This is a genomic window from Planktothrix sp. PLAVEN19ND (genome assembly GCF_057220675.1).
The window spans coordinates 1,865,927-1,883,178 of the sequence record NZ_CM170132.1; the positions used below are offsets into that span (position 1 = coordinate 1,865,927).

A 17,252-nucleotide genomic window follows, 5' to 3' on the forward strand; every position below is an offset into this window, starting at 1 on the left:
AGATTCTATACTCTCAAAAAATAAGGGTTGCTGGTCTTGGGTTTAGTCAACGAGAGACATTATATCACAATTTCAACATTGAAACCGACAGGCGCAATTGTTAGCAGGACGATTAACCTGCTCAAAAGTTCCCCCTAATTATGTGCTAATCTTAGTTTATCATCTTCAATTATTCAATTTTTTCTGGATATTATTCAAGGGAGAATATTAATAATGGAACCAGAATATGCCACAACTAATGATTGGTATAAAGCCAATCGTCCCCAATTAAAAATATATCGGGGCCAATGGATCGCTTATACTAATCAAGGCGTGATTAGTCATGATCGAGATTTCAGAAAAATGATGGATGCTATCCCCCCTGATACTCCTAAATTGAGTTATGTGATTGAGCGAATATTTGAGAATGAATTTATTGAACCTGCTAAGTTTTATCCGGTGAGAATGCGATCGCTAAAAGTTCACGATTGGCAACCCAAATATGAATTAATTTTGAAATTTCAAAACACAGAAAAAGTCAAAATTCTAGTGGACTCTGGGGCTGATTTTAGCTTAATTACTAGACAGCTTGGTGAGCGATTAGGCTACACTAAAGGAGAGGGAGAAAACCTGGGTAGTGGTGAAGGAATTGGTGGTAGTATTGAATATCTATTAAGAAAGGTGGAAATAGAGATAGAAGGTCATCGTTTTACGGCTCCTGTAGCGTGGATACAAAGCGATTTTTGTGAAGAAATTTTGTTAGGCAGAGAGGTAGTGTTTGATTTGTTTGATATAGAATTTAAGCAGGCTGATGAGACGATTATTTTTAAATGGCGTGGCGGTCAGGCATAAGTAGTTAATAATCCCAAAAACAAAGGTGATTCAATGAATAATATCGAGAGTTCTAGTCTTTATGAACAAGATTATTATCTCTTAATTTGCTAGATTTCACAACCCGCGCAGGCGGGTTTTGTCTGTGTAGCGATAGATTTCAATCTGTCGGAATCTTGAAAAATGGGGCGGGTTTAGGGGGAAAAACGGGGCGGGTTTAGGGAGATGGTTGGTGCATTCTAAAGATTATCTCGAACCCGCCCCTACAAACGTTAGACCTTTTGAGCTTGTAAATCAACCTGAAAAAGAACTAAGCTATTTTTGTCCATGGGATTCTTTGTTGATAAATGCGATCGCCATTTTATAACGGAAAGATTGTTGTTTTTAACTGTGTAAAATTAGACATAATTTCATTGATTTAATTGTTTTGAATTGAATTAATATTGAAGCCCTGAAGGGCTTACTACCATCATTCTAACAACATCTGGCATTTTATATTGGGCTTTCCATCCTAACTTTTGTTCGGCTTTACTGGGATTTCCTCGACCCACCGTAATATCCGTAGGTCGTAATAAATTATTATCGGATTTAACATGAGTTTTCCAATCTAATCCCACACAGGAAAAAGCTGTTTCTATAAACGATTCTAACGCATAAGTTTCCCCCGTGGCAATTACATAATCGTCGGGTTCTTGCTGTTGCAACATTAAATACATGGCTTCTACATACTCTGGAGCCCAACCCCAATCTCGTTGAATTGAAATATCTCCTAAATAAAGTTTATCTTGTTTTCCGGCTGCAATATCAATAGCTGCTTTAATAATTTTTTGCGTTACAAATCGTTCGGGACGCAGGGGTGATTCATGGTTAAATAAAATTCCAGAACAGGCAAATAAACCATAGGCTTCTCGATAGTTGGCGACTTCCCAAAAAGCCGTTGCTTTAGCTACAGCATAGGGACTACGAGGATGAAAGGGAGTATTTTCATCGGCAGGAAGTCCTTTTGTATCTCCAAAACATTCACTAGAACTAGCATTATAAAGTTTAATTTTTGCCCCAGTAAATCGAATGGCTTCTAATAAATTGAGAGTTCCTGTTGCTATACTTTCTAAGGTTTCTACAGGCTGTTCAAAGGATAATCCTACTGAACTTTGACCTGCTAAATTATAGACTTCATCGGGTTGAATTTTAGTTAGAGTTTGCAATACACTTCTAAAATCCGTTAGACTCATGGATTCTAATTTAATTTTTTCTCGAATTCCTAGACGGGATAAATTGCTAAAGGAAGACATTTGAGCATCCCGGGATGTGCCATAAACGGAATAATCTTGTTTTAACAATAGGTCGGCTAAATAGGCCCCATCCTGTCCTGATACCCCACAAATTAACGCTGTTTTCATCTTTAATTGATAATCCTAATTTCATTTTTTAACAATAGAATCAACGACTAACAATCCCTAAAATTCGTTCTATTGCATATTTCCATTCATGGGATTGACTTAAAGTAGAAGCATCCAAAGGATAGTTTTTATAATTGGATAATCGCACAAAATCATTTACCCATTCTAACACAGATTCGGTGACAAATTCAAAGGGGGAGTATTTTAAAGATTGTTCAAGAAAATCAACCATTTTAGAGAGATTTCCTTGGGTATAATGATACCAAGCATTCCAAAGTAATGAAGCATATTTGAGGCGATGATTAAGCTGTTTTACTTCTGTTTTCGTTAAGGGTAAATTGATCAAGGCATCTTGTTGGGGGGGAGTTAAAGCAATTTCTATAATTTCTAGGGTTTGTTTTAACATCCGGTCTTCTTTAAAAAGTTCTTCCGCTCGTTGTTTAGATGCTACACCCATTTTAGATAATAATAGGGGATTAATCGCTAATTCTTGAAGACTTTGAACAAGTTCATTAACCGTTTTTTCGGGATCAATATTAGGATCACTTAACAGTTTTCCCGTATCTCCTAAGCCTTCGGGAATGCCACCCGCAGCCGAGGCGATAATGGGTAATCCTTTTGCCATGGCTTCCATAATTGCAAAGGAGGGAGCGGCTTCTGCTAGGGAGGTTAATATAAAGATATCACAGGCATCTAACCAGTCGGGAATATTCCATATTTGCCCTAAGAATATGACGCGATCGCTAACTCCTAAATCCTCAACTTTTTGTTTTAATTCATGTTCTAAATCATGATCACTTCCCTGTCCTGTTCCCGCCCAAACAAAGTATAATTTTTCCCAGATAGAAGTATGTTTTAATTGAGCGATCGCTTCTAACTGAAACCGATGTCCTTTAATGGGGGCTAACCTGGCAGTTGTTAAGCACATAATTCCATCTTCAGGAATACCAATTTCTTGCCGTAACCGTTGACGAGTGGCTAAATTAGGCGGGGCAAAATATTTTTCTGATCGCCCATAATAGACCACATTTCCTTTATCTTTAGGTAGGCCAAATTGGTCTTGTAAAATCTGAATATGTTCGTAGGCTGCGGTATTAAAAGTCCGGGCTAATCCATATTGATATAATACTCCTTTGGCGTAGGGAACACCATCTCCCATGGTAAAATTAATATGTTCTGGCATAGCTAATCCCAAGGCAATCATATAGGGAATATGGCGTTGAATTGCGACTTGTTTAGCGGCAAAATGGGAGTAAGGCCAGCCATCACTAAAAATAATAAAATCGGGCTTAATTTTATCATAAAGGGTTTCTGCATCTTGGGTATTTCTGAGAATTCGTGGTAAATCTTTACTGGTACTATAGTCTAACCAATATTGCTGAATTCCTAACTCTTTTTCTTCCTCAACTAAGGGGTTATGGTGTTGAGGTCTAACGGCTGTTACTTGATAGCCTAATTTAGCTAATTCACAAAGAATTAAATGATCATATTGTGCTAAACCCCCAATACCTGGGTCGTCAGTATTGATTAACAGAATATGGGGTTTATTCAAGGGAGGAGTTAAGGTTGGTTTAGGTTGGGGGGTAAGTTTTGGGTTCATGATTTTATGGATAATAGATTGCCATTCCTGAGATTGAATTAAATCATAAGTATCTATTTTTTCCCCATAGTCTGATGCTATATTTTGAAAGGCATCAAGCCATTGACAAATATTTTCTGTCAGAGTAAAAAAAGTATATTCTATGGATTTCTCTAAACAATATATCATTAATTGAGGATAATGGTCTCGATACATTCGCCAAGCTAACCATACCCAGCGCTCATAACTTTCTTTTGGACGTAACTGACGAATTTTATCTGGAAGATCGGGATAGCCAAAAAATTGATCCATAATAATTTCGGTATTTTTAATAACTTTTAATCCCCCCGACATTAAATTATTGTCATGTTGACGATAACCAGCATGAATTTCTTTTAACCAAACGGTTTTACATCCCATTAAGGATAAACGTAAGACAAAATCTAAGTCTTCAGTAGGGGGATAAAGATGATCAAATCCTCCCACTTTTTCCCACCATTCTCGGCGCAAAATCATGGCACTCGGACGTACACATTTATGTAAAACCCACGTTTCTAAATTCAATTCCGGTGCGTTTTCCCAAGGCTTAATGACACTCATTACAATTCCTTTTTGATTAACAATACACCACCCACTTTGGATAAAATCAATACTAGGATCAGCATCAAAAGTAGCAACCTGTTCGGCTAATTTTTGAGGTAAGAAAAAGTCATCTCCATCTAAAAAAGCTAAAAATTCTCCTTGCGCTATTTCACAGCCATGATTTCTGGCTTTTGCTGCTCCTTGATTGTCTTGATAGATATATTTAATTACAGGAAAAAAAGGTTTTAGAATTTGTTGAATTTGATCTTGAGAGCCATCATCTATAACAATAACTTCGTAATCATTATAGGTTTGTTCGAGAACACTTTTTACACATTGTTCAATATATTGATCACAATTATACGCCGGAATAATCACACTCACTCTAGGTTTATTTTGAGGAATATTTTCCGTAATTAATTGTTTCCATTCCGGTAAATTATAGAAATTTTCTAAATCAAGTTCATAACCATAACCCTGACAATAACCTATGAATCTATGTACCCAGTCAGAAATAGTAATCGCTACGGTATAAGGAGTATAAAGTAAAGATTTTTGGAGAAATTCAGCCATTGCTTGAGGATGATTAGTATGATATAAATGCCAAGCCATCCAAGTTATAGCTTCATATCGAGCGGGTTTTTCCAGTTGTCGTATTTCATCGGATAGATGGGGATTACTAAAAAAATAATCGTGAAGTGATATAATTAAATCAGCCCTTTCTCTAGCTTTTTGATTAGAAACAGTTTGCTCATGTTGTCGATAATTAACAGTAATTTCAGGAAGCCAAACGGCTGCATATCCTTGTGATGCTAAACGCCAAATAAAATCAACATCATCGACTCCATTAAAGCGAGAATCAAATCCTCCAACTTGCTGCCAAGATTCTTGCCTGAACATTAAAGAGCTAGGTAAAATTGGAGTTCTTTTTATCCAAGTTTCTAGGGTTAAATCGGGTAACTCATGCCAAGGTTCAATATCAGAAATTTGATCATTATTTTGATCAATTAAACGCCAACCACTATTGACAATTGCTACATTTTGGTTAGAATTAAAACAGGCGACTTGATGGGCTAATTTTTCAGGTAAAAACACATCATCTTGATCTAGTAAAGCAATAAATTTTCCCCTAGCTTCCTGAATTCCACGATTTCTAGCAGCTGCAACTCCTTGATTAGATTGCACAATATAACGAATTATAGAGGGGTTCCGGTGTGTATCTATGTAGTGTTGTATGATCTTAGGTATATTGTCCGTTGAGCCATCATCAACGATAACAATTTCGTAGTTTGAGTAGGTTTGAATCAAAACACTATCGATGGCTTGGCTAAGGTAGCGATCGCCATTATAAACCGGAATAATAACACTAACCAGGGGAGATGAACTCAACATAAAATTACAGTTTTAGCTAATCAATCTGTTATTATAAGTCTTATTGGCTTACATGATCAGTAGTTTGAGGAAAGCAAATTGAGGAGCAATGAAAAAACAGAATCCATCGGGAGAATATAATAATTTTGGAAAACCACCTAAATCTGTAATGTTACCCAATTTAGATGGCAAAAATATGCAGACACTAAAACCCGTTAAATGGACTCCCATTAAACTGATTTTATTTTTGATTTTTGTATTTGGGCCATACGGTAGTTTGTTATATGTAGCCAGTGGGATTTCTCAAGTTTTATTGATTTATTTGCTGGCAATTCCTGCTATTGCTGGTTTGGTGTTTTATTTGGTGTATAAATTGACAAAAGATTGAAAATTGGCGAAATAAATTTTTATGAGTTTTGATTCTAATTTATTACACAAAAATCCCATGTCAGCTTCCAGCTTATATGAATAGGTGGAACTTTATATAAATCAAAAAAAATTAGCAGAAGTGATCGCACTTGATCAAAAAACTATCGAAATTGATTCTAACAAAAACCCATTTTAACTTAAATTTATATTTTTTATTTTATAATTATGACCCAATCAGAGATAATCAAAAAAGCTGAAATTTATATTAAACAAGGTCAATTAGATGAAGCAATTAATATTTGTGAAATTGCTTTAAAAAACAATTCTGATTTGGGCGATGCTTATCGATTAATGGGAATTGTAATGCAGTTAAAAGGCAACTACCAGCAAGCTGAAAATTATTATAAACAAGTTTTAGTATTACAACCTAATCAAGCAGAAATATATGCTAATCTAGGTATAATTTATGCTCAGAAGCGACAATGGAAATCCGCTACAGATTATTATCAAATGGCAATAAAAATCAATCCTAATAATACAAGATTTTATAGGGATTTAGCCAATGTTTTTAATACAACCAATCAAACGGAACTCGCTAACGAATGTCAATATCAAATTCTAATTAGAGAACCTGATAAAATCAAACCGGAAGATCAGTTTAATTTAGGAAATAAATTTTTAGATAATGGCAAAATTGATCAAGCAATTGTTTGTTATCGTTACGCTATTGAATTTAATCCTACCTTTTATCATCTTTATTGTCAATTGGGATTGGCTTTAAGTCAAAAAAAACATTTTACAGAAGCAATTTTAGCCTATCAAAAAGCTATAGAATTAAATCCTGATTTTAGCTGGTCGTATCAAGGTTTAGGAGAAAATTTTAATAAGCTACAACGCTGGGAAGAAGCTATTTTAGCCTATCAAAAAGCTATAGAATTAAATCCTGATTTTAGCTGGTCGTATCAAGGTTTAGGAGAAAATTTCAGTAAGCTACAACGCTGGGAAGAAGCTATTTTAGCCTATCAAAAAGCCATAGAATTAAATCCTGATTTTAGCTGGTCGTATTATGGTTTAGGGGAGGCTTACCAATCGGTTAAACAGGAAAAAAAAGCAGTTTCTACTTATCGTCATTTTATTGCTATTAATCCTAATATTGCAGCAGCTTATTTTAATTTAGGCATAGTTTTAAAAGAATTGAAACAATGGGAAGAAGCGTATATTAATTTTAGTAATTGTCTGAACATTAATCCTGATTATCCTGACTTAAATTTAAACTTAGTAGAAGTGCATTCTAATTTAGGAAATTGGGAAGAAGCTATTAAAATTTATCACAAGTGCTTAGAAGGAAATTTAAACTTAGAAATAGTCTATCAAAAATTAGGAGCGTATTTACAACAGCAAGGAAATATCGAGCAAGCAATCGCTTGTTATCAAAATTATATTAAAATCAACCATCATTCTAATTTCTATCTATTGATTACAGATATTTTAATTGATCAACAACGATGGGAAGAAGCAATTCCCTATTTATTACAATGGTTAAAACGACACTCGGACGATTTTGATAGTTATGTTAAATTGGGTTTAATTTTAGAAAAAATGGGACGAAAGTTAGATGGAGATGGATGTAAATATTTGCAAGTTATCCCTCTTGATCTACTTGAAAAACACTTAAATTTATCACCTGATTTACTAATAAATATTCAAGATTATCCCCCGGCTCAAAAAATATCAATTTATCCTCAAAGTTTGGTAGTTTTTAATCCTCCAAACGGAATATTAGGAGAAGCTAATTTTAGGTTGTTTCCTAACTCTATGCTATCCTCAGAAGTGTTTGTTGCAGTGATTCCTAATGGACGAGTATGGGGAGATGCTTTAACATCTGCTGTCATGACTTCAGAAAACCAGTTAATTAAGGATTTATCAACGGGTTGTGGTGAGTTAGTGATTAGTCGTGAGCAATTACAAGATCCTTTAGAATTATCAGGAAATGTAGCTTTTTTATCAGCGCAATTCGGATTAATTTATTACCATTGGATGTTTGATATTATAGCCCGTTTGCATTTATTAGAGAAAGCTGATTTTGATTTCAATAAAATTGATTGGTTTGTCGTTAACCGCCACCAATATCCTTATGAAAAAGAGACGCTAAAGCTGTTGAATATTCCCGAACATAAAGTAATTGATAACTGTAATTATCCCCATGTCAAAGGGTCAGTATTATTAGTGCCATCTTGCGTTCATTGGAGTCATTTAAAGTCTGCAAAATGGGGAGTAAATTTCATTAGAAATAAGTTTCTTTCCGCTAGTATTAACTCAAGTATTTATCCTCAGCGAATTTATATAAGTCGCCAAAATGCTAACTGCCGAAAAGTCATCAATGAGTCGGAATTTTTACCCTTTTTAGAAACATTAGGTTTTCAAACACTTTGTTTAGAACATTTATCTTTTCAAGAACAAGTTGGTTATTTTGCTAATGCAGAAATTATTATTGCACCCCATGGGTCAGGATTAACTAATCTAATCTTTTGTCGTCCTAATACAAAGGTAATTGAATTTTTATTTCCTGAATGGGAGACTTCTTATTATTGGCAACTTTGCAATATGGTTAGCTGTGAATATTACTGTTGTGTCGGTGAACCTTTGGATGAGGTCGAATTAAATTCTATTCCCATTTTTGACAATATAAAAATTAAGTCTTATACTATTATTGAACTTTTGAAAATGGCAAAGGTTATTTAGTAGTTATGAGTGATTTTAACGATAATAACACCAAAAATAATTTACAAACAACAGAATATTATTTAACTTCTGCGAATCAATGTTTGGAACAGGGGAACACGGAACTAGCTTTATCTTTTTATAATCAAGCAATTGAATTAAATCCTGATAATGACCAGATTTATTATAAATTAGGTCAAACTTTAATGCAGTTAGAACGTTATGAAGATGCGATCACAGCCTACTCTATATCTATTCAAATTAATCCTGATTTTCCTTGGTTTTACAATAGTTTAGGAGAAGTATTAATTAAATTAGAACGCTGGGAAGAAGCGATCACAGCCTATACTCAATTTATTGAATTTAATAATAATTTTTGTTGGGCTTATTTTGGTATAGGGGAATCTTTTTTTAACTTAAACCAGATAGAAAAATCTCTTAATTATTATAAAAAAGCAGTTGAGCTTGAACCTACAAATTGCTGGATTCATATTAAATTAGGAGATGCTTTTTTGAAATTACAGCAACAAGAAAATGCGATTAAATCTTATTCTCAAGCAATCCAGCTTAATCCAAATATAGATTGGTTTTATGGGAAGTTGGCAGAAGTTTTTTTATCTCAAAATCAGTTAGAAAATGCCATTAAAACTTACCAAAATGCAATAATAATCAATCCACAAACCTGGCATTATATAGAGATTGGAAAAATTTTAATTCAACAAAAACTATGGGATATTGCTTTAGATTATTTAATTAAAGGATTACAAATACAGCCGGATTACCATGAAGCCTATGATTATATTTCTACCATTTTTAAACAAAAAAATCAACTATTAGATGCTATTCTTTGTGAGGTTCATCATCAATTACCAATCCCTTTAATTCAAAAAATATTTAATTTATCAGATGATCATTTTATTACCACTCATACAGAAAAAAATCTAACCAAAATTCTGGTTTATCCGCCTAGCAATATCGAACTTACTCCCCCTAAATTTATCGAAGGAAGTCTCAACCCTCATTTTCAATTAACCTCAATTAATTTCCCAGAAACCTTTGTTTCTAGTATTCCTAAAGGTAAAGTTTGGGCGGATACATTGACCAGTGCTGTTCTCAATTCAGAGAATCAATTAATCACAGATTTATCCACCGGAAGCGCAGCTTTATTGGTTAACTCTCCTCATCTTATTGCGTCACAAAATATTAGTGGAACAGTGGCATTTTTATCGGTAAAATGGGGTGAGAACTATTATCACTGGATGTTTGATATTATTGCTAGATTTGATTTATTATTACGGCATTTTTTAATTGAAGAAATCGATTATTTTGTTGTGAATCGATGCCAATTGAACCATGAAAATGAGACGTTACAACTATTAAATATTCCTTCAGAAAAAGTTATTGAAAGTTGCAAAAATCCAGCTTTAAAAGCAGATAAAATTTTAATTCCTTCCTATTCTCATAAAACTTCCAGAACACCTAAATGGGCTTGTGATTTCTTAAAAAGTTTATGTCTGAATTCTCAAGATAAACCAGGATTATTTCCTTTAGAAAGAGTTTATTTAAGTCGAAGTAACGCATCCTATCGTCAGGTATCTAATGAAGCAGAAGTAGTCTTATTTTTACAGCAATTTGGATTTACAGCCTTGAGTTTAGAAACTTTATCAGTCAGACAACAAGCCTATTATCTAGCTAATACTAAAGTCATTATTTCTCCCCATGGAGCCGCTTTAACCAATTTAGTTTTTTGTTCCCCAGGAACTCAGGTGATTGAGTTTTTAATGCCGAATTGGACGCTATCTTGTTATTGGGAATTAAGTAATATTGTGGGTTGTGATTATTACTGTTTATTTTGTGAACCTGCCGATTTTGGTCGTTCTCCTACGGATGGATCTCAAAATATTAAGGTCAATTTGAATTCCCTTTTAAAATTAATGCAATGGGCTGGAGTTGTTTAGGGATAGGATTCAATTTTCCTGCTTTTGGGAGATTTGACTAATAACCCACTAAAATAACCTGAATAGGGTTAAAAGAGTAAAAAATTATGATTAAATCTTGGATGATAATTGGAGGAGTGGTATTTTTAGTCGCCTTAGCCAATAATATTCTATTAACCCCTGATGATATCCGATGGTTTAATCGTTTAACCCGTCCCAGTTGGTTAACCTTTGAAAAAGCAATTCCTTTAATTTGGATAATCGTTTTTATTGCTGGGGCTTGGTCAGCAATTTTAGTCTGGGAAGCTGAACCCGGAATATCCCAAACCTGGGTATTAATGGGATTTTACCTATTATTAGAATTAGTGATTTTGTCCTATACCCCGGTAATGTGTAAAGCCAAAAGTTTACGGGTCGGAACAATATTAGGAGGGACAGGCTTTATTTTAGGCTTGATGTTAATGGTAAGCGTTTGGCCAGTATCTCAAACCGCAGCCTATTTACTCCTCCCCTTTGTCCTGTGGAGTCCAATTGGAACCTACACCACCTGGGCAATGATCCCACTCAACCCCGCAGAGGCTTAAAAACAGACCAGCCACCTACTATGGGTTAAAAATAGGTGGCTGATATATAGCAATAGAGGTTGAAGCCTGCACTTAAGACAGAGACAAAGTACGACGTTTGGTGGTCATCCGATAGGCTTCGATAATATCGCCCATCGCCCAGTCGTTGAAGTTATCCAAGGCAACACCGCACTCATAGCCAGCATTGACTTCCTTGGCATCTTCTTTCATCCGTTTCAGGGAGTCAAGGACACCTTCGTGAATCACTTCATTTTTCCGGCGGACTCGGACTTTACAGTTCCGAATCACTTTACCTGATAGCACATAACAACCAGCGATGGTATTACGTCCCACGGGGAAGATGGCCCGGACTTCCACTTGACCTAGATGTTCTTCCACCAGTTCCGGTTCTAATAGCCCTTCCATGGCAGCCTGGACATCATCTAAGAGGTTGTAAATGATGTTGTAGTCTCGGATATCAACTCCGGCACGATCGGCAGCTTGGCGAGCGCCATGGGCTAGGGTGGTGTTGAATCCAAGTAAGACCGCATTACTGGCCGCGGCTAAGTCAATATCCGTTTCCGTAATTTCACCCGGGGCGGCTAACAGCAGTTGCAGTTCGACTTCTTTTTGAGGAAGTTTCTTCAGGGCGCCAACGATCGCTTCTACAGACCCTTGAACATCCCCCTTCAGGATCAAGTTCAGTTCTTTCAACTCACCCTGTTGAGCACGGGCGGAGAATTCACTTAGACTGATCCGACCCTTGATTAAACGGGTTTCCCGTTTCGTTTCTGCCCGTTGGGTCGCCAAAGCCGAGGCTTCTTTTTCACTTTCAAAGACCTCGAATTCATCTCCAGCCGCCGGGACATCCCGCAGACCTAAGACCTCAACGGCAAAGGAAGGACTGGCATTATCAACCCGATCGCCTCGGTCATCCACCATCGCCCGGACTTTACCCAGGACAGAACCGGCCACCACAATATCTCCCACCCGCAGGGTGCCATTTTGTACCAACAGCGTCGCCACCGGGCCCCGGGACTTGTCGAGGTGAGCTTCAATAATCGTTCCCTTCGCAGCCCTGTCGGGGTTGGCATAGAGATCTTCCACCTCCGCCACTAACAGAATCATTTCTAAGAGGGTATCAAGGTTTTCTCCCCTGATGGCACTGACCGGAACCATAATCGTGTCACCGCCCCATTCTTCGGGAACCAGGGCAAATTCCGTTAGCTCCTGTTTCACCCGATCGGGCTGGGCACCTTCCTTATCAATTTTGTTGATAGCAATGATCATCGGGACTCCGGCGGCCTTAGCGTGACTAATGGCTTCAATGGTTTGGGGTTGGACACCATCATCGGCGGCCACCACCAGAATTGCCACGTCCGTAACTCGCGCGCCCCGGGCGCGCATGGCGGTAAAGGCTTCGTGACCCGGAGTATCCAGGAAGACCACTTGCTGGGTTTTACCCTCATGTTCCATATCGACATGATAGGCTCCGATGTGTTGGGTGATGCCCCCAGCCTCTCCTTGAGCCACTTTGGTTTCGCGGATTGCATCCAGGAGGGTGGTTTTCCCGTGATCGACGTGACCCATGATGGTGACCACCGGAGGACGCCGTTGCAGATGCTCCAGATCCTCTGCGTTGAGCATATTGTCGGGCTTGATAGCACCGGATTTGAGTTTTTCGTTTTCAACTTCAACACCGAGGTCTTGACAAATCAACAGAATTGTGTTGTAGTCGAGGGTTTCGGTAATATTAACTGCAATTCCCTGGGAAAACAGGCGTTTGATAATTTCTGTTTCCGGCAAGATTAAGGCAGAGGCGAGTTCCTGAACGGTCATTGGCCCAGGTACGATTACTTTCTCCGGGCGTTCTGCCTTGGGTTTAGCCTCTGTCCGGCGCGAACTTCCGCCGGAAGAACCGGAACCCCGACTGGGGGCTGGTTTCTTCGGTCTAGCCGTTGTCGTCGCCACATTTTGTCCCGGGCTGGCTTTGGGTTTGGGGGGACGGGCTAGGGAGACGGTGATCATGGCGTTGTTGGCATTCAGCAGAGACAACGCATTCAGTTCATCGTCGTCGTCCTCATCTAAGGAAGGTTTAGCCCGTCGCTTGGCTTTAAGTTTAGCCGCCTTGGTTTTAGCGGTATCTACAACTTCTTCTTCTTCCTCCTCCCATGCTGGCCCTCGTTTTCCAGTGCGGGGGGGGTTCGGCCGGGTCAGGGTTACAGCCCGTTTTGGCCGTTTGACTAAATCGTCGGTGGTGGCTAAGGGTTCCTCCTCCGCGCCCTCGGTCGATTCTCCATCCTCATCAATCACCTGAGCCGCTGGCTTACGCGATGGAGGGGGCTGCAAATCAGAAATTGAGCGGGGTCTGGGACTGCCAATTTCTTTACGAGGCGGTCTTCGGCCCTCTGAATCTTTTTCTTTCCCTTCTGGGGTGGTTTGTTGAGATTTGGGAGTTGGTTTTTCGGGAGAGTCCGCTTTAGACTTTGACTCAACGGGTTTAGGCGTTGGTTTACTTGTCTTTAAAACGGGCTTATTTTTGGAAATGGCTGCTGGCTCCGCCGTGATCACATTGACACTCACGGGAACTGGCTCTGCTGGTCTAATGGGCGGAGGAGACAGAGGTGCGGGTTCCGATAGGGATGAATCAATCTGTTCAGATATTTCCATTTCCCCAACAGAAGACCCCATGGTCATCTCCTCGGTTTCTGAAGTAACCTTCTCGGCCGTTATCGGGGAAGATTCCGTTTCCGATGCAGCCGGAGCAGTGGGTTTTGATAATACAGGTCGATTTAACGTGGGTTTCACAGGCGCTTTTGAAGAAACAAGTGATTTAGGTGGGGTAGCAACGGAAGCTGATCCGGAGGAACTCGCCTCATCGTAGGGGGGGGAGGACTCGGAGCTCGACCGAATTTTGGGCTTCTGGATATCTAAAATTTCTTGCCTTTTTTTGTCGCTAGGTGCCGTCGCCGATAATTTCCCGTTAGGTTGCGATCCGGGTGCTTTTACTTCAAGCTGACCCAGGTTCGGATGAGTTGCGACGTATTTTTCAATGCGTTCTTTATCTGATTCTGAAATCGTGCTACTGTGGCTTTTAACCGAAATATTGAGCCGTTCGCACACCGCTAAGATGTCCTTGTTATCCAAATTAAGTTCCCGTGATAGTTCGTAAATTCTGACTTTGGCGTTGTTCATCCACTGACCCCTCTTCTTACCTACCCATGGTTTGATGTTTACATAGTTCGATTTACTCTTACAACAGTAACCCGCACGTTTTAAATAACGATATCATCTGCCCTGGTTATTTAAGTGTCAAGGATGCAGATGTAAGGTCTGCTTTGACAGTTCTTAATTTTATTTTAATTTTTGGTGAAATTAAATCCCTCAAATCTTCAGTCTTGTCTTTATCAAGTTAGCAGATATTAACCGGATGGTGAAGAATTATCAATTAAGTTACTCAGTTTACTTCATTTTGATTCAACTTAGACCTCAACGTCCTCTATCTGGGGAGTAGGGTTGCTAACCGAATTAAAGTACATGATTGAGAAACTCGAAACCTTCGGCTACCTGGCAATTGTTCCCACCCTTCCCTAGTTCCTAGGACATGGGGGGAGCAATTCCAGGTTAGTCCAAACGTTGCCATAGGCTTTGATAAACTTCCTCTGACACCGATATTCGGAGTGCGTGTCCCAGTCGATTTTTTTTCTGAGCCGCCTTCAAACAATCTGGGTTAGGGCAAAGATAGGCCGAACGACCCATGCCATGATCCAATTGTACCTGATGTGATGGATAGAGCCTGACAAATCGCCAGAAGCTTTCTTTTGCTCCCAATTGGCGACAGGCCACACAACGACGTTGATTTTTCATGGGTTGACAGTTAGCAGTTAGTGGTTAGTGGTTAGCAGTCCGTGGTCAGCATTTTACTACTCCCCCTGCTCCCCTGCTCCCCTGCCTCCCCTACTCCCCTACTCCCCCTACTCCCCTCCTACTCCTCCTCCCCAAATTCATCATAGTTGCGATTGTTGATCGCCTCCTGACGTTCGAGTTCTTCGGCGATTTTTTGGTCTTCGGCTGCGGCATCATATTTAGCCGTATCCTTGATATCGATTTTCCATCCCGTCAACCGGGCAGCGAGACGAACATTTTGCCCCTCCTTACCAATGGCCAAACTTAACTGATCTTCGGGAACCAGAATATGGGCGCGACGTTCTTCGGGATTGACTAAACGCACCTCATCAACCCTCGCCGGACTCAGGGCATTGGCAATATAGGTGGCCGGGTCAGGAGACCAACGAATCACGTCAATTTTCTCGCCCCGCAGTTCATTCACCACCACTTGAATCCGTGACCCCCTAGCCCCAATGCAAGCTCCTACGGGATCAACATCCCGATCCAAGGTATCGACGGCAATTTTAGTCCGGGGGCCTACATGACGGGACGGGGGGTTGGCCTCCCGGGCCACAGCCACAATTCGCACCACTTCATCCTCAATTTCGGGGACTTCATTGGCAAAGAGATACACCACTAACCCGGCATCAGCCCTTGATACTAATAACTGTGGCCCCCGTTGGGAACCTTGGGAGACTTTTTTCAAATATACCCGGAAGGTGGCATTGGCGCGGTAGTTATCATTGGGTAGTTGTTCCCGTTTAGAAAGTTCCGCTTCCACACTGGTGCGACCAAAACCACTAGCCACTTCCATAATCACTGACTGGCGTTCAAATCGCAGGACTTTGGCTTGCAATACCGTGCCTTCAAGTTCTTTGAACTCCTCTTGAATCATTTTGCGCTGCTTATCCCGCAGTTTTTGAGCTAAAACCTGTTTAGTTTGGATCGCCGCCATCCGACCAAATTCTCCTTGATCGGGGGTAACATCTAGGGTGACGGTATCCCCTAATTGGGCTTCGGGAGCGACTTCGCGTACGTCTTTTAAGGCAATTTGATGATCTTGATTACTAACTTGTTCAACAATGGTAAGGTTTTTGGCTAGGACTCGAAATCCTTCTTCATCGACATCGAGTTCGACGTCAAAATTATCAAAATAATCTTCACTAAATTGGGTCTGAATTTCGATGGTACGACGATACCGTTCATACCCTTTTAATAGGGCTTCTCGTAGGGCTTCTTCTACCGCCTGTTTAGGTAAATTCCGCTCTTGAGAAATACCATTAATCATATCTTGTAAACCGGGCAAACTCACCATTGACATGGTTTTTATCCTCTAAACTTTAATTTTTGTTGATCACACAGATGAATTTTTTAGGGAAAATTGGGGAAGCACACCGCCGGGGGTAAAACCTTCACTCCTCCCCACTTTCATCAAATAACACTTCCGTAATTAATTCCCGGGGAATAGCCAGTTGTCGTCCTTTTTGGCTTAAATGAACCGCAGTCTCATCCCGACTCACCAGTTTTCCCCGTTGTTGAGAATGACCTTTGTAGGGTTCTGATGTTTTAACAATAATGGAAAATCCTTTGAATGAAACGAATTCGCGATCGCTGGTTAAAGATTCTGAAATTCCGGGGCTGGAAATCTCTAACACATAGGCATCAGGAATAATATTGCTGGTCTCTAATTCCTCATCCAAGGCTCGACTCATCCGTTCACAATCTTCCAATCCGGTATCCTGACTGGCGTTACGGATATCTACACGCAGCACAGGAGGTTTCTGATTGGTGTAAAAGGTTGCCCCGACCACTTCGAGTCCCAATGTTTGGGCGATGGGGGTGGCGATGTCGAGAATTTGGGGGATTAGAGGATGAGCCATAGTTGACGTGAATGCTAGAGTCTACAGGGGTCAAGAGCTTAACTGCCATTAAAAAAGTGGGTCAATCCCACTCCAGATCGTGAAACAGTGTCTTCTCACCAAGCCAAAGACGAACCCTGTGGGTTCGCCTATTTCTCTAGTTTAGCTTACAG

Annotated in this window: 11 protein-coding genes; 5 read left to right on the plus strand and 6 right to left on the minus strand. The window is 39.5% G+C overall.

Translation table 11 applies throughout. The features are described 5' to 3' along the window. Positions 1–213 precede the first annotated feature (213 nt). A complete protein-coding gene (locus AC2D3N_RS07950) occupies positions 214–831 on the plus strand; it encodes an aspartyl protease family protein (protein ID WP_484693295.1) in 618 nt (205 codons plus the stop codon). Positions 832–1,247: 416 nt separating this feature from the next. Here AC2D3N_RS07950 and AC2D3N_RS07955 read toward each other — a convergent pair whose 3' ends face one another. Together AC2D3N_RS07955 and AC2D3N_RS07960 are read right to left on the minus strand one after the other, a co-directional pair. Beyond that, positions 1,248–2,210: a GDP-mannose 4,6-dehydratase gene (locus tag AC2D3N_RS07955; protein ID WP_484693296.1), complete on the minus strand. Its 963-nt coding sequence runs from the start codon at positions 2,208–2,210 to the stop codon at positions 1,248–1,250. 40 nt (positions 2,211–2,250) lie between these two features. Next, a complete protein-coding gene (locus AC2D3N_RS07960; RefSeq protein WP_484693297.1) occupies positions 2,251–5,763 on the minus strand; it encodes a glycosyltransferase in 3,513 nt (1,170 codons plus the stop codon). A gap of 88 nt (positions 5,764–5,851) precedes the next feature. On the opposite strand from AC2D3N_RS07960, the gene AC2D3N_RS07965 reads away from it, so the two are divergent. The 4 genes from AC2D3N_RS07965 to AC2D3N_RS07980 all read left to right on the plus strand — a co-directional run bounded on the left by AC2D3N_RS07965 (position 5,852) and on the right by AC2D3N_RS07980 (position 11,353). Beyond that, positions 5,852–6,130: a hypothetical protein gene (locus tag AC2D3N_RS07965; RefSeq protein ID WP_484693298.1), complete on the plus strand. Its 279-nt coding sequence runs from the start codon at positions 5,852–5,854 to the stop codon at positions 6,128–6,130. A 206-nt stretch (positions 6,131–6,336) separates the two neighbouring features. Next, positions 6,337–8,853, plus strand: a complete 2,517-nt coding sequence (locus tag AC2D3N_RS07970; RefSeq protein ID WP_484693299.1) for a tetratricopeptide repeat protein — start codon at positions 6,337–6,339, stop codon at positions 8,851–8,853. A 5-nt stretch (positions 8,854–8,858) separates the two neighbouring features. Beyond that, positions 8,859–10,790 carry a tetratricopeptide repeat protein gene (locus tag AC2D3N_RS07975; protein ID WP_484693300.1) on the plus strand — a complete coding sequence of 644 codons (1,932 nt, stop codon included), beginning with the start codon at positions 8,859–8,861 and terminating at the stop codon, positions 10,788–10,790. An 86-nt stretch (positions 10,791–10,876) separates the two neighbouring features. Continuing rightward, positions 10,877–11,353: a TspO/MBR family protein gene (locus tag AC2D3N_RS07980; RefSeq protein WP_079676919.1), complete on the plus strand. Its 477-nt coding sequence runs from the start codon at positions 10,877–10,879 to the stop codon at positions 11,351–11,353. 72 nt (positions 11,354–11,425) lie between these two features. On the opposite strand, the gene infB is transcribed toward AC2D3N_RS07980, so the two are convergent. From infB to rimP, 4 genes are all read right to left on the minus strand, one after another. Continuing rightward, positions 11,426–14,527, minus strand: a complete 3,102-nt coding sequence (infB, locus tag AC2D3N_RS07985) for a translation initiation factor IF-2 (protein WP_079676918.1) — start codon at positions 14,525–14,527, stop codon at positions 11,426–11,428. A 429-nt stretch (positions 14,528–14,956) separates the two neighbouring features. Continuing rightward, a complete protein-coding gene (locus tag AC2D3N_RS07990; protein WP_079676917.1) occupies positions 14,957–15,199 on the minus strand; it encodes a YlxR family protein in 243 nt (80 codons plus the stop codon). A 118-nt stretch (positions 15,200–15,317) separates the two neighbouring features. Continuing rightward, positions 15,318–16,541, minus strand: coding sequence for a transcription termination factor NusA (gene nusA, locus AC2D3N_RS07995; RefSeq protein WP_079676916.1), 1,224 nt, complete (start codon positions 16,539–16,541; stop codon positions 15,318–15,320). A 91-nt stretch (positions 16,542–16,632) separates the two neighbouring features. Next, positions 16,633–17,100 carry a ribosome maturation factor RimP gene (rimP, locus tag AC2D3N_RS08000; RefSeq protein ID WP_079676915.1) on the minus strand — a complete coding sequence of 156 codons (468 nt, stop codon included), beginning with the start codon at positions 17,098–17,100 and terminating at the stop codon, positions 16,633–16,635. Between the last annotated feature and the right edge of the window lie 152 nt (positions 17,101–17,252).